Annotated in this window: 8 protein-coding genes; 2 read left to right on the plus strand and 6 right to left on the minus strand. The window is 76.7% G+C overall.

What is annotated here, in order from left to right; all coding sequences use genetic code 11:
- Positions 1-31 precede the first annotated feature (31 nt).
- A complete protein-coding gene (locus ACWF41_RS10535) occupies positions 32-1,288 on the minus strand; it encodes an MFS transporter (RefSeq protein WP_380324927.1) in 1,257 nt (418 codons plus the stop codon).
- A gap of 97 nt (positions 1,289-1,385) precedes the next feature.
- Here ACWF41_RS10535 and ACWF41_RS10540 point away from each other — a divergent pair, with 97 nt between their 5' ends.
- Complete coding sequence (locus tag ACWF41_RS10540; protein ID WP_380324930.1) at positions 1,386-2,531, plus strand: LacI family DNA-binding transcriptional regulator; 1,146 nt, start codon at positions 1,386-1,388, stop codon at positions 2,529-2,531.
- A gap of 21 nt (positions 2,532-2,552) precedes the next feature.
- Here the strand turns inward: ACWF41_RS10540 and ACWF41_RS10545 are convergent, their stop codons facing one another.
- Genes ACWF41_RS10545 through ACWF41_RS10565 form a run of 5 tightly spaced genes read right to left on the minus strand, consistent with a single transcriptional unit; the run spans position 2,553 to position 10,945 of the window.
- Positions 2,553-3,200: a GNAT family N-acetyltransferase gene (locus ACWF41_RS10545; protein WP_380324933.1), complete on the minus strand. Its 648-nt coding sequence runs from the start codon at positions 3,198-3,200 to the stop codon at positions 2,553-2,555.
- Positions 3,197-5,401 carry a penicillin acylase family protein gene (locus ACWF41_RS10550; protein ID WP_380324936.1) on the minus strand — a complete coding sequence of 735 codons (2,205 nt, stop codon included), beginning with the start codon at positions 5,399-5,401 and terminating at the stop codon, positions 3,197-3,199. The genes ACWF41_RS10545 and ACWF41_RS10550 overlap by 4 nt, the downstream gene beginning before the upstream one ends.
- A complete protein-coding gene (locus ACWF41_RS10555) occupies positions 5,398-7,950 on the minus strand; it encodes a GNAT family N-acetyltransferase (protein ID WP_452182491.1) in 2,553 nt (850 codons plus the stop codon). Before ACWF41_RS10555 ends, ACWF41_RS10550 begins: the two co-directional genes overlap by 4 nt.
- Positions 7,947-9,365, minus strand: a complete 1,419-nt coding sequence (locus ACWF41_RS10560; RefSeq protein WP_380325830.1) for a lysine N(6)-hydroxylase/L-ornithine N(5)-oxygenase family protein — start codon at positions 9,363-9,365, stop codon at positions 7,947-7,949. The genes ACWF41_RS10555 and ACWF41_RS10560 overlap by 4 nt, the downstream gene beginning before the upstream one ends.
- Complete coding sequence (locus ACWF41_RS10565; RefSeq protein ID WP_380325828.1) at positions 9,362-10,945, minus strand: pyridoxal phosphate-dependent decarboxylase family protein; 1,584 nt, start codon at positions 10,943-10,945, stop codon at positions 9,362-9,364. Before ACWF41_RS10565 ends, ACWF41_RS10560 begins: the two co-directional genes overlap by 4 nt.
- A gap of 196 nt (positions 10,946-11,141) precedes the next feature.
- On the opposite strand from ACWF41_RS10565, the gene ACWF41_RS10570 reads away from it, so the two are divergent.
- Positions 11,142-13,220, plus strand: a complete 2,079-nt coding sequence (locus ACWF41_RS10570; RefSeq protein WP_380325825.1) for a HelD family protein — start codon at positions 11,142-11,144, stop codon at positions 13,218-13,220.
- Positions 13,221-13,271 lie beyond the last annotated feature (51 nt).

Below are 13,271 nucleotides of genomic sequence, written 5' to 3' on the forward strand. Positions count from 1 at the left end.
GGCGCGGGCACGGCCGGGAACGGCAGGCGGGTCAGGCGGGGTCGCGCACGGCGTCCAACGGCTTCGCCGCCCCCGCCACGAGCAGGCCCAGGGCGATCGGCACCGCCAGGACGAGCAGCGCGTCGCGGTAGCCGACGTGGTGGGCGAGGAAGCCGATGAGGGCCGGGCCGACGAAGAACGCCGAGTAGCCGATGGTCGACACGACCGACACGCGCAGGGCGGCCCGGCGCGGGTCGTCGGACGCGGCCGACATCCCGAGCGGGAAGCCGAGGGACGCGCCCGCGCCCCAGATCGCCACGCCCACCAGGGCGACCCACAGCGACGGGACGAGCGCGAAGGCCACCACGCCGACCAGGGCGGCGGAGCCGCAGATCCGCAGCATGGTGACCCGGCCGTACCGGTCGATGAGCGACGTGCCGGCGAGCCGGGCCAGCGTCATCGCGCACAGGAAGACGGCCAGCCCGATCGCCCCGGTGGACTCCGCGGCCCCGAAGCCGTCGACGACGGCGAGGCTGACCCAGTCGTTCGCCGCCCCCTCGGTGAGCGCCGCGGCGAGGACGACGAGGCCCACGAGCAGGGTGCGCGACTCGCGCCAGGTCGCCAGGGTGTCGCGCAGCGAGTGGCCGCCGCCGGTGTCGACCGCGGTGGCCGGGTCCGCCTGGGTGTCCGCGACCAGGCCCTCGGCGGGGGCGTCCGCGCCCACCGTCGGCTCGAAGAGGCGCACGCACACCACGACCACCAGCAGGTCGACGACCATCACGCTGATGACGTGCACCGGCAGGGACACGCCGCCGTGGGCGGCGAGCGCGCCGACGCCGGCGCCCGCGACCGTGCCGAGCGAGAACCCCGCGTGGAAGCGGGGCATGACGGAGCGCCCGAGCCGCCGCTCGACGATCGCCCCCTCCAGGTTCATCGCGGCGTCCCAGATGCCGACCCCCATCCCGCCGAGGAACAGGCCGACGCCAACCCACAGCGGGCTGCCGCCCTCGACCGCGAGGGTCGCGACGGTGAAGCCGGCGGTCGCGAGCGCCGCGAAGGACACACAGGTGCGGCCGGCGCCGATGCGCGACGCGATCATGCCGGAGAGCGGCAGCGCGATCAGCGAGCCGATGGAGCCGGTGAGCAGGAGCAGGCCCATCTCGTCCGCCTCGAAGCCGAGGCCGTCGCGGACGGCGGGGATCCGGGAGGCCCACGTGGCCATCCCGATGCCGGCGACGACGAAGACGGTGAAGACGGCCCAGGCAGCGCGGACGGCGTGCCGCGGTGCGGCGGGGCGGGCGGAGGTCACGGTCTGACGCTTCCGGATTCCGCCACGCTGGTCAAATCGATTCGAACGCCACGTTCCCCCGATAGGCTGACGCCCCGACCCCGCCGGAAGGAACCCCATGGGACGCAGCCCCGCCGCCCGACCGACGCTCGCCCGGGTGGCCGCGCTCGCCGGCGTCTCGGTCTCCACGGCCTCGCTGGCGTTCTCCGGCGCCGGCCCGATCACCGCCGAGACCCGCGACAAGGTGCTCGCCGCCGCGGCAGAGCTCGGCTACCACGGCCCCAACCCGCTGGGCCGGCAGCTCCGGTCGGGGCGCTCCGGGATCGTGGGCGTGGTGATCGGCGACCAGCCGGGGCGCGCGTTCCGCGACCCCGTGGCGGTCAAGGTCCTCGACGGCCTCGTCGACGTGCTCGGCACCGAGGGGCTCGGCGTGCTGCTCATCCCCGGCGTCCGCGGGGCGACGCCCGGGCCCCCGCGCGCCGACGACGGTTCCACGACCCCCGCGCCCGTCGTCGACCCCCTGATCGAGTCCGCCGCGATGGACGTCGCCGTGCTCGTGTGGGGCGTGCTCACCGACGACGCGACGCTGGCGGCCCTGCAGCGCCGCGACGTGCCCGTCGTCGTCGGTGAGGGGGGCCGCGTCGAGGGCGCGCCGCTCGTCGCGCTCGACGACCGCGCCGGCACTGGGCTGGCGGTGCGCCACCTCAAGGAGCTGGGCCACACCCGCATCGCCGAGATCACCCTCCCCCTCGACGCCGCGGAACGGTCCGGTCCCATCGACGCCGCCCGGCTCGCGCAGGCGGACCGCACCTCCACGCGACACCGCCTCGACGGGGTGCGCGACGAGGTGGAGCCGGTCATCTCGTGGGAGACGCCCGCGTCCCTCGTGGAGCACGGCCGCGACGCCGCCACCGAGATCCTCGGCGCCTGGGTGCCCGAGACGGAGCGGCCCACGGCGATCGTCGCGCACTCCGACCTGCTCGCCGCGGGCGCCGTCATCGCCGCGCGCGAGCTCGGCCTGCGCGTGCCCGACGACGTGTCCATCGCCGGCTTCGACGGGATCGACCTGCCGTGGCTCTCCCCCGACGTGCTCACCAGCGTGCACCAGCCGCTGCAGGCCAAGGGCGCCGCCCTCGGCCGGGCCGTGCTGGGCGTGCTGGCGGGCGACGACCCGACCTGCACCACGCTGCCCGTCGAGCTCGTGCCGGGCACCACCACCGGCCCCGTGCCGGCGGACGTGCGCCCGGCCGACCCGCAGGCGTAGCGCCCCGGACCCGCGCACGGCTCAGCCCGTGGCGCCCGCCGCCGTCGGGAGAGCAGCCGCCAGGATCGCGTCGCCGCGCTCGCGGCCGAGGAACGCCAGCACCGCCTCCTTCGGCCCCTGCGGCGACTCGAACGCCACCGTGCCGGCGGGCTCGAAGCCGAAGGCGACCATGCGGGCGACGGCGCGCTCGTTGCGCACGTCCGGCTCCACCACCAGCCGGCGGGCGCCCGGCAGCGCCAGCGCGAGGCCGAGCACCGCGGGCCCGACGACGTCCCACGGAGCGACGCCGTACCGCGCCGCCGGGCCGTCGCTCCCCTTGAAGAAGTGCACCCCGACGTCGCCGGTCTGCACGTCGTAGGCGGTCGCGACCGGGTCGTCCTCCGGGTGGTAGAGCTGCACGAGCACGACCGGCTCGCCGTCCCACCGCACCAGGTAGGCGTGGTGCGTGGGCAGCGAGTCCACGAAGGCGTACGTGGCGCTCAGGTCGTCGCGGCTCAGGCCCGCGAGGCCCCAGAAGCCCGCGTGCGGGCGGTTCACCCACGCGTGCAGCACGTCGAGGTCCGCGACGGGGTCCAGCACGTGCGCGGTCACGGTGCCGGCGCCCGGCAGGTCCGCGCGCCACACCTCCTCGCCGCGGCGTCCGGTGAGGAGTCGGGTGTCGTCGGTCATCGGGCTCTCCGTGGGTCGGTGGTCAGGGTCGGGTCGGTGGTCGGGTCGGTGGACGGGACTGGCAGGGGCTGAGGGCGCAGCCGCGCCCAGTCGGTCTCGATCACGGTGGTGCGGGCCTCGGCCCACGCCGGGTGCTGGTCGGCGAAGTGCGGGGAGCGCGGGTCGCCGGACGCACCGAACGGCACGCCCCACCGGCTGCGGCGCCGGTCGCCCAGGTCCCACACCCACCGGGCCACGGAGCCGCGCGAGGCGGCCGTCGTGACGCCGGGGACGCCGCCCGTGCAGCGGACGGCGTCGCCGGCCCCGCCCAGCGGCACGCGGGGCACGACGGGCGCCGTCGCGCCGGGCACCAGGTCCAGCGCGTGCAGCGGGGCCAGGCGGTGCAGGTCGCCCCAGGTCACGGCGTCGTCCCCGTCGAGGTCGTCGAGGTCGCCGAGGTCCGTGAGCGCCGCCGCCGCGGCGGCCCGGGGGTCGAGGACGCCGGACGCCAGGATCTCCGCGAGGGCGTCGCCCACGCGCGCGACGACGTCGAGCCACGGCGCGAACACCGCGGGCAGGCCGTGCGGGGCGTGGAGCGGGGCGAGGGCCGGGTCGGCGGCGACGCGGCGCACGAGGGCGTCGCGCCAGCGGGAGAAGAGAGCGGCGTCCGTGTCGTCGGCGTCCGTCCGGGCGCCCGCCGCCACCCAGGCGCGCAGCCGCTCCGCGCGGGCGCGCGCCGCGTCCGACCGTGCGCCGGCCCCGAGCTCCGCACCCGCCAGCCACGCGACCAGGCCGGGCGCGCCGCCGTCGCGGGTGTCGGCGTGCACACGCTCCTGCGACCACGCCGTCTCGCCGCCCGGCGGTGGGTCGGCGAGCAGGGCCCGGACGCGCTCGGCACGGTGCGGGGCGTAGGCGAGGCCGAGGTCGTGCTCCGGCCGGTCGGGGCGCTCGTTCGCGTCCACGGCGACGTCGACGACGGCGGCGGGGGCGGGCAGCTCGAGCCACTCGGGCTCGGCCTGCTGACCCGCGTGCCCGGACCGCGGCGCATCCTCGACGGCCCGCGGGAGGACCCGCCCGGCGGGCGGCACGACCGGCACGCGGCCGGCGGTCAGGCGCAGCACCTCCCCCGACGAGTCGGCGGCGAGCACCCGGTTCACCGGGTCCACCCAGCCGGCGAACGCGGCGGCCACGTCGCGCGCCGTCCGCACACCTTGGAGCGCCCGCCAGGCGGCCACCCCGGCGTCGGCCGTGACGCGGACCGGCCAGCGGAGGCTGTGCCGGTCCGTCACGAGCGGGCCGCGGGGCGTCTCCGCCCACCGCACCTCGACCGGCTCGCCGCCGCGCACGGGGACGCGCTCGGCGCCCGACGCGACGACCGCGGCGTGTGCCGCCGCGCCGTCGTCCCCCTCCACGAACAGGTCGACGTGGTGGGCCATCGCGTTGGTGATGCCCCACGCCACGGACCCGGCGGCCGTCTCGGCCTGCCCCAGGTGCAGCACGCCGGGCACGCCCGGGAACGCCAGGCCGACGACGTCGTGCCCGGGCCGCGCCAGCCTGACCTGCTGGTACACCCCCGGCAGCTCGAGGAAGCGGTGCGGGTCGCCCGCGAGCAGCGGCGCGCCCGACGCGGTGCGCGAGCCGTGCAGGGCCCACGCGTTGGACCCCGACGACGGCCCCCCACTCCCGCCGTCCTCCCCGCCCCACCACGCAACGGCGGACGAGCCCGACGTGGGCCCGAGGGTGCGCGCCACGTGCTCGCGCCACAGCAGGTGCGGGAACCCGCTGAACAGGACGTGGTGCACCAGGAACGTGCCGACCGGCGTCCACGGGTGCCACGGCTCGTCGACGGGCAGCGGCGCGCCGCCGAGCGCCCGGGCCAGCTCCGCCCGCTCCAGAGAGTCCCGGCCGCCGGCGTCGAGCCCCGCCTGCACCCCGTCGGCGTAGGCCGCCAGCCAGTCCCGCTCGGGTGCGTCGAGTGCCTCCCACACCCGCCGGGTGGTGTCGGCGAGGCGCACGCGGACGGCGAACCGGTCCCACTCCAGGCCCGCCGGCCCGACGCGCGCGGCGAGCCGCCCCTCGCCGTACCAGCGGTCCACGTCGAGCTGCCAGCCGCGGTCCAGGGCGGTGACGTACCCCTGCCCGTGCGCGAGGTCCGCCTCGGAGCCCGCGCGCACGTGCGGCACGCCCAGGTCGTCGCGGAAGAGCTCGAAGGGTCGGCTCACGGGGTGCCCGGGCGGGCGACGGGGTTGGCCATCGTCCCTGCGTACAGCAGGGAGGCGGACTGGTCGGTGAGGTCGACCATCTGCAGCGTGTTGCGCAGCTGCAGCCGGTTGAGGCACGAGTGCGCGAAGCGCGGCACGCGCAGGTCGACCCGCCCGGCGAGGCCCGGGTGCTCGGCGTCGTGCCGGTCCACGACGTCCGCCACGACGGCCCAGAACCGGTCCTCGGGCAGCACGCCGTCGACGGCGAGGATGCCGGCGAGGTGGCGCAGCACGCCGTCGAAGACGTCGGTGAAGACCGCGAGCGCCTTCTCGTCGGCGTCGACGGCGGCGCGCACGCGCTCGACGCCGGGCGGGAGGGCGCCGTGCCCGAGGACGGCCACCTCCTCGCCGATGTCCTTCATGAAGACCCGCCGCACCACGCCGTCGCGCAGCACGAGGACAAGGTTCTCGCCGTGCGGCATGAAGGCCAGGTCGTGGGCGCGCAGGCAGTGCACCAGCGGGTACAGGTAGGCGTCGAGGTAGGCGCGCAGCCACGCCTCGGGCGCGATCCCGGACGAGCGCACGAGGGCGGTCGCGAGCGCGCGGCCCGAGGCGTCGCGGTGCAGCAGGCTCGCCATGGTGGCCAGCCGCTCCCCCGGCGCGGTGCGGGGTACGGGCGACTCCCGCCAGAGCGCGGCGAGCATCTTGCGGTGCGCGCTGGGCCGGGTGGTGCGGTGGTAGACGTCGCCCGTGTAGCCGATCGACGCCCGCTCGCGCAGCACGCCGAAGCCGCTCGCCCGGAGGGTCGGGTCCCCCTCGACGACGCCGGCCACCCAGTCGTTGATGTCGGGGGTGGCGCGCATGTACGCCGGGGAGAGCCCGCGCAGGAAGCCCATGTTCTGGATCGCGAGCGCCACCTTCACGTAGTGCCGCTCCGGGCGCGTCCGGTTGAACATCGTGCGGATGGACTGCTGCGGCTGGTACTCGTCGGCGCCCGGGCCCAGCGGTACGAGGTCGCCGCGCGCGACGTCGGCCGCGAACGTGATCGGCACCCGGTGCTGCCACTGCCACGGGTGCACGGGCAGGTACAGGTACTCGGCCGGGTCGAGGCCGCGGGCGGTGAGCCGCCCGGCGAACGCGGCCCGCTCGGCGCCGGACAGCTCGCCGCCGTACAGGCCCGCCTCGGCGAGCCCGTCGCCCAGCGCGAGATGGGTGTGCTCGCGCCGCGCCGCCAGCCAGACCAGCCGCATCCGCTCGCCGCGCTCCGGCGCGTACGCGAGGTAGTCGTCCAGGGAGAACCCGATGCGGCCGTTGTTCGCGAGGAAGCCGGGGTGGCCCTCGGTCATCGCCGCCTCGGTGGCCTGGAACGCGTCAGCGCGGCGCCGGTCGTCGTCGCCGGCCGGGGTGTCGACGCCGGGGTGCCCGTCGGGGGCGAGCGCCGCCAGCAGCTCCGGGACCTGCGGGGACGCGCCGCGCAGCTCGCGGTCACGCTTGGCGCAGGCCGCGGCGAGCGTCGAGGACAGCTCCTCCAGGTACGTCGCCACGAGTTCGTCGGGGATCCCCAGCAGCGGTTGCAGCTCGGCGACCAGCTCCAGCGCGTCCACGGGCAGGTCGACGCCGTCGCCGTCGGACGAGGCAGCGGTCCGGGTGATCGTCGCGGGGTCCACCACCCAGTGCTCCAGCGCGAACGTGCGCGCCGCGAATCGGTAGGTCACGCTGTCGAGCGCGAGCACGTACCGCCCCGCCCCCGGTTCCCCGTTGTGAGCGGGCGTTTGGCCCTGTTGAGGGTCCGAAACAGGGCCAAACGCCCGTTCACAACGCTCGGGGCGGAAGAGGCGCTCGTGCGCGAGCTCGGCGAGCGCCTTGGCGGCGAGGTGCCGGTGCGCGTGCTGCGCCAGGTCCGGCCGCAGGTGCGGCGCGAGGAGCGTGTCGCCGTCCTCGCCGAGGCCGGCGAGGGCCCCGAGCGGGGAGACCGCGAAGTCCGCTCGCGTGCAGACGCTCAGCGCCGCGCGCTTGGTGTGCCCGTCGTCGACGACCTCGACCTCGCGCAGCACGCGGAACCCCGCGGCGGCGTTCTTCGCGGCGATCGCGCGGTGGCGGACGTCCGGCTCGACGACGACGCGCGCGCCGCCGAGGCGGTCGCGCGCCAGGCAGAAGCGCACGACGGCGGCCATCACGGCGTCGGTGAGCCCCGGGACACGCTCGGCCGGGTCGGCCGGGGGCGGCGCCACGAGCAGGTGCATGCCGACGTCGCCGGGCTCGGCGTCGTGCACGCCCACGAGGAGCACGCGGGCCGGGTCGTAGGTCTCGGCGTAGAACGCGGGCACGCCGTCGACGCGGCCGAGCCAGCCGCCCTGGTCCGGGTGGTCGGCGACGTCGGCGAGATAGTCGCGGACGTCCGCGACGGCGAGGTGCCCCATCTGCCAGAACGCGGACGCCGGGTGGCCCAGCCAGGCGTGCACGGTCGCGGCGTCGCGCGCCGGGTCCACGGGCTCCAGCGCGACGGCGTCCGGGGACACGCGCGCGGTCGCGGGGCGCTCGGTCGGGACGGTCGCGGTCGTGGCGGTCATCGCGCCACCCCCTGCGCGGACGTCGGCGCCGCGACGGACGTCGTCGCGGGAGCGGCGTCGCCGCCCTCGTCCCCGGGCAGGCCGAAGGTCTGAAAGGCGATGCGACTCTCGACGGGGTACGGCTCCCGGCCGGTGACCTGCGCCAGGATGACGGAGTTGCGCCAGGCCGCGAAGCCCAGGTCCGGGGCGGTGACGCCGTGGGTGTGCGCCTCGGTGCCGCCCACGTGCAGCCGCCCGCCGGCGCCGGCGGTGTAGTCGCGCGCGACGTCCACGCGACCCAGCTCGTCGAGGTCGAGGAGCCCCGGCGCCACGAATCCCGGCACCCCGGAGCCGTACCCGGTGGCGGCGACGACCGCCCGGGTGCGGTGCTCCGCCGTCGTGCCGAGCTGGCCGTGCCGCAGCGTCAGCACGTACTCCCCTTCCCCGCGGGCACCGTCCGCGCCGTCGCCTGGATCGAAGCGTGCCGCGACGACCTCCGTGTCGGACAGCAGCGTGGTCGGCAGCTCCCGCCCGAGGGCGGACTTGCGGTAGAGGGTGTCGTAGATCTCGTCGACCAGGTCGCCGCTGATGCCCTTGTACAGCGCGCGCTGCTCCCGGCCGAGGATCTCCCGCAGCTCGGTGGGCAGCGCCCGGTAGTGGTCGGTGTACTCCGGCGACGTCATCTCGAGCGTGAGCTTGGTGTACTCCATCGGGAAGAACCGCGGCGAGCGCGTCACCCAGTCCACGCGGTGGGTCTGCGCCGACGCGTCCTCGAGCAGATCGCGGTACACCTCGGCGGCCGACTGCCCCGAGCCCACGACGGTCACCGCGCCGCTCGCCGCGAGGGCGTCGCGGTGCGGCAGGTAGTCGGCGGTGTGCACGACGGGACCGGCGCCCGGGTGCCGTGCCGCCTCCGCGGCCAGGCCCGCGAGCGGCCCGGGCAGCTGCGGCGTCGTGCCCACCCCGAGGACGACGTGGCGCGCCCGGTACGTCTCGGTGCGGGGTGCCTGGCCCGGGCCGGCGGCGAGGCGGGCGGAGACCACCAGGTCGCCGGTCTCGTCGTCGCGCTCCACCGCCACGACCTCGCGCCCCCAGCGCAACGTGGTGAGCCGGTCGGCCACCCACCGGCAGTACTGGTCGTACTCGGCGCGCAGCGGGTAGAACGACTCGCGGATGTAGAAGGGGTAGAGCCGGCCCGTCGCCTTGAGGAACGCGAGGAACGAGTACGGCGACGTCGGGTCGGCCATCGTCACCAGGTCGGCCAGGAACGGCACCTGGATGGTGGCGCCCTCGAGCATCATGCCCGGGTGCCAGCTGAATCCGTCGCGCTGGTCGAGGAAGACGGCGTCGACGTCGTCCAGCGGGTCGGCGAGCGCCGCGAGGCCGAGGTTGAACGGCCCGATGCCGATGCCGAGGAGGTCGTGGGTGCGGGTCATCGGGTGGCTCCCTCGAGGGCGGGGTCGGTCGGGCTGTCGGTCGGGACGGCGGTGCGCTCGAGCCGCGGGTGCACCGCGCGGCAGGGCGGGGAGCCGAGCTCGAGCAGCTCCTGGCCCGCGAGCAGCCCGTGCGCCGTGGAGCGCACCAGGTCGAGCACGCCGCGGACGTCGCCGAGCGTGGCGTCCGGGTTGAGGAGGGTGAGCTTGAGGCAGGGGCGCCCGTCGATCACGGTCTTGGCCACCAGTGCGCGGCCCGAGTCGAAGAGCACGCGGCGCACGCGGGGCACGAGGGCGTCGGCCCGGGCGTCGTCGACGCCGTCCGGCTGGAACCGGAACAGCACGGTCGACAGGTCGGTCGGGGCCAGGAGCCGCAGCTCGGGGTCGGTCGCCAGGTCGGCGTGCACGGCCGCCGCGAGGTCGCACACGGCGTCGACCATCGCCCCCACACCGTCGGCTCCGAGGGCGCGCAGCGTGGCCCACAGCTTGAGGGCGTCGAACCGCCGCGTGGTCTGCAGGGACTTGTCGACGAGGTTGAGGTCGGGGTTGGGCTCGCCCGACTCCTCGGCCGGGTTGAGGTAGTCGGCGTGCCACGTCACGCGGGCCAGGTCGGCAGGGTCGCGCACCAGCAACGCGCTGGAGGACACCGGCTGGAAGAACGTCTTGTGGAAGTCCACGGTGACGCTGCGGGCCCGCTCGACGCCGTCCAGCAGGTGGCGGCGGCGCGGCGACAGCAGCAGCCCGCCGCCGTACGCGGCGTCCACGTGCAGCCAGGCCCCGACGGCGTCGCACAGGTCGGCGACCGGCTCCAGGGGGTCGATGCAGCCACGGTCGGTGGTGCCCGCCGTCACGACGACGGCCATGACGACGTCGCCGGCCCGCCCGACGTCGACCAGCGCGCGGGCGAGCGCCCCCGGGTCCATGCGGCCGCCGGCGTCCGTCGGGACCGCGACAACCGCGTCGTCGTCCAGGCCGAGCAGCTGCGCGGAGCGCGCCACGCTGAAGTGGCCGGACGCCGTCGCGAGCACGCGCAGGCGCCCGAGCCGCTCGCGGCGCGCGGCGCCGCCGAGCCGGGCGCCCGCCGCGTCGGTCAGGGCGCGCTCGCGGGCCAGGTGCAGCGCCTGCAGGTTGGACTGCGTGCCGCCGGACGTGAAGACCCCGTCGCCGGCCGCGAACCCGACGCGCTCCGCCGTCCAGGAGATCAGCCGCTGCTCCATGAGCGTCGCCACGGTCGACTGGTCGTAGGTGTCGACCGACGTGTTGACCGCCGCGAGCATCGCCTCCGCGCCGACGGCGGGGAGCGCCACCGGGCAGTTGAGGTGCGCGGCGTAGCCCGGGTGGTGGAACCAGACGGCGTGGGACGCGTAGAGCTCGGCGGTCTCGCGCAGCGCGTCGGGGGTCCCGACCGGCGGGCCGTCGAGGTCGACCTCGTCGACGAGGGCCTGCAGCTCGCGCCGGCTCGCGCCGCAGAACGGCTGCTCGGCGGCGGCGACGCGGGCGGCCACGTCGTCCACGACGGCGTGCAGCGCGCCGGCGTAGTCGGCCGCGGTCGCGGCTCCCAGCAGGGCGGAGGACTTCGTCACGGGTCTCCTCGAAGGGGTCGAAGTAAGGTCAGCCTGGCCTAACTTAGGGCGTCGAGGCCCGGATGCCCACCGCTGGGACGCAGATCACATCCGCCCCCCCGCCCCGCCCCCCAGGTCGGGATCGCGCGTTGCCCGCCGCCGCCGCGACCGGGTAATGTCCTGCGGCTCCCCCCGCCCGTCGACCTGGAGGTCAGCCGTGCCCGCCGTGTCCCCCGCCGAGCTCGACCGGGAACGGGCCCACCTGGAACGGGCTCGCCAGGAGCTCGCCCGGATGCGCGAGCGCACCGCGGGACTCACTGCCCACGCCGGCGACCGGATCAGCGCCGAGGCGCTGGAGCACACGCTGGCCCGGCGCCTGGCGCAGCTCGCGGACGACCCCCACGTACCCCTCTTCTTCGGCCGGCTGGACCACGACGAGCCGTCCGGCGGCGAGGTCTTCCACGTCGGCCGCCGGCACGTGTCCGACACGGCCGGCGACCCCCTGGTCGTGGACTGGCGCGCCCCGGTGAGCTCGGCGTTCTACCGCGCCACCCGGGAGGACCCGATGGGAGTGACGACCCGGCGCCGGTACGGCTTCGCGCGCGGCGCCCTCACGGGGTTCGAGGACGAGGTCCTGTCCGGCCCGGCCGCGACCGAGGCCGCGCACTCGGAGATCCTCGAACAGGAGATCGAGCGCCCGCGCACCGGCCCGATGCGGGACATCGTGGCGACGATCCAGCCCGAGCAGGACGTCATCGTGCGCAGCGACCTGGGCCGGACGGTCGTCGTGCAGGGCGCGCCCGGCACGGGGAAGACGGCCGTGGGCCTGCACCGCGCGGCCTACCTGCTGTACGCGCACCGGGAGCAGGTCACGCGGCGGGGCATGACCGTCGTCGGGCCCAACTCGAGCTTCCTGCGCTACATCCGGGACGTGCTGCCCGCCCTCGGCGAGGTCGACGCCACGCAGACGACCGTCGAGGAGGTGGTCGCGGCGCACGGCCGCCTGCGCGGCACGGAGCCGGCCGAGGTCGCCCGCCTCAAGGGCGACGCCCGGATGGCGCAGGTGCTGCGCCGCGCCGTCTGGTCGCACCTGGGCGAGCCCACCGAGGCGCTCGTCCTGCCGCGCGGCTCCCGGCGCTGGCGCGTGCCGGCGCACGAGGCCCGCGACGCCGTCGCGCACGTCGTGGGCCGCGACCTGCGCTACGACGCCGGCCGCGAGCAGCTCCGGTACGCGCTGGCGCACCGGATCCTGCAGCAGATCGAGGCGGCCGGCGACGCGCTCGACGAGCGGGCGTGGGACGCCCTCGCGCGGACCAAGCCGGTCAAGGACTACGCCGCGGCGCTGTGGCCGGCGCTCACCCCCGCCCGGCTGCTGCACCGCCTCCTGGCCGACCCGGAGTTCCTCGCCGAGACGTCCGACGGCGTCCTCACCCCGGCCGAGCAGCACACGCTCACCTGGGCCGCGCCGCCGCGGAGCGCGGGGGCCGCCCGGTGGACCCTCGCCGACCTCGTGCTGCTCGACGAGCTCGCCGACCTGCTGGAGCGGGCGCCCTCGGTGGCGCACGTCGTCGTCGACGAGGCCCAGGACCTGTCGCCCATGATGCTGCGCGCCCTCGGCCGCCGGGCACGCACCGGGTCGCTCACGGTGCTGGGCGACCTCGCCCAGGCGACCACGCCGTGGGCCGTGCGCTCCTGGGCCGACGCGCTGGACCACCTGGGCAAGCCCGACGGGCACGTCGAGCAGCTCACCGCGGGCTTCCGCGTGCCCGGCGACGTCATCGAGTACGCGGCGCGCCTGCTGCCGACGATCGCGCCCGAGCTCGCGCCGCCCGTGGCCGTGCGGCGGGCCCGCGGCGAGCTCCTGCTCACCACCGCGCCGGCCGAGGATCTGGTGCGGGCCGCCCTCGCGCGCGACGGCTCGGTCGGGCTGATCGTGCCCGACGCCGGGGTGGCCGCCGCCCGCCGCCGGCTCGTGGCCGCGGGGCTCGAGTTCGCCGTCGTCGGCGAGGAGGACGGGACCGCGCGCGCCCCTGCCGGCGACCCCGACGCGCCGAACGCCGCGGACGCCGTCGACGACCAGGCCACCGAGTTCGACGCGCGCCTCGACCTCGTCCCGGCCTCCCTGGCCAAGGGGCTGGAGTTCGACCACGTCGTGCTCGACGACCCGGCGGGGATCGTCGCCGGGGAGGCCGACCGCGAGTCGGGGCTGCGCCGCCTGTACGTGTGCCTCACCCGGGCCGTCACGTCGCTCGCGGTGCGGCACGACGACGACCTGCCGGCCGAGCTCTCCGCCTGAACCCTCCTCCCCCCGGCCTCGGGCGACGACGCCCGCCCCTCCCGCTCGCAA

It is taken from the genome of Isoptericola sp. NPDC055063, from assembly GCF_053608125.1.

What these genes read in the sequence shown, in the direction of transcription:
- ACWF41_RS10540 (WP_380324930.1), top strand. Translation starts at nt 1,386, where the DNA reads ATGGGACGCAGCCCCGCCGCCCGACCGACGCTCGCCCGGGTGGCCGCG.
- ACWF41_RS10545 (WP_380324933.1), bottom strand. Translation starts at nt 3,200, where the DNA reads ATGACCGACGACACCCGACTCCTCACCGGACGCCGCGGCGAGGAGGTG.
- ACWF41_RS10560 (WP_380325830.1), bottom strand. Translation starts at nt 9,365, where the DNA reads ATGACCCGCACCCACGACCTCCTCGGCATCGGCATCGGGCCGTTCAAC.
- ACWF41_RS10555 (WP_452182491.1), bottom strand. Translation starts at nt 7,950, where the DNA reads ATGACCGCCACGACCGCGACCGTCCCGACCGAGCGCCCCGCGACCGCG.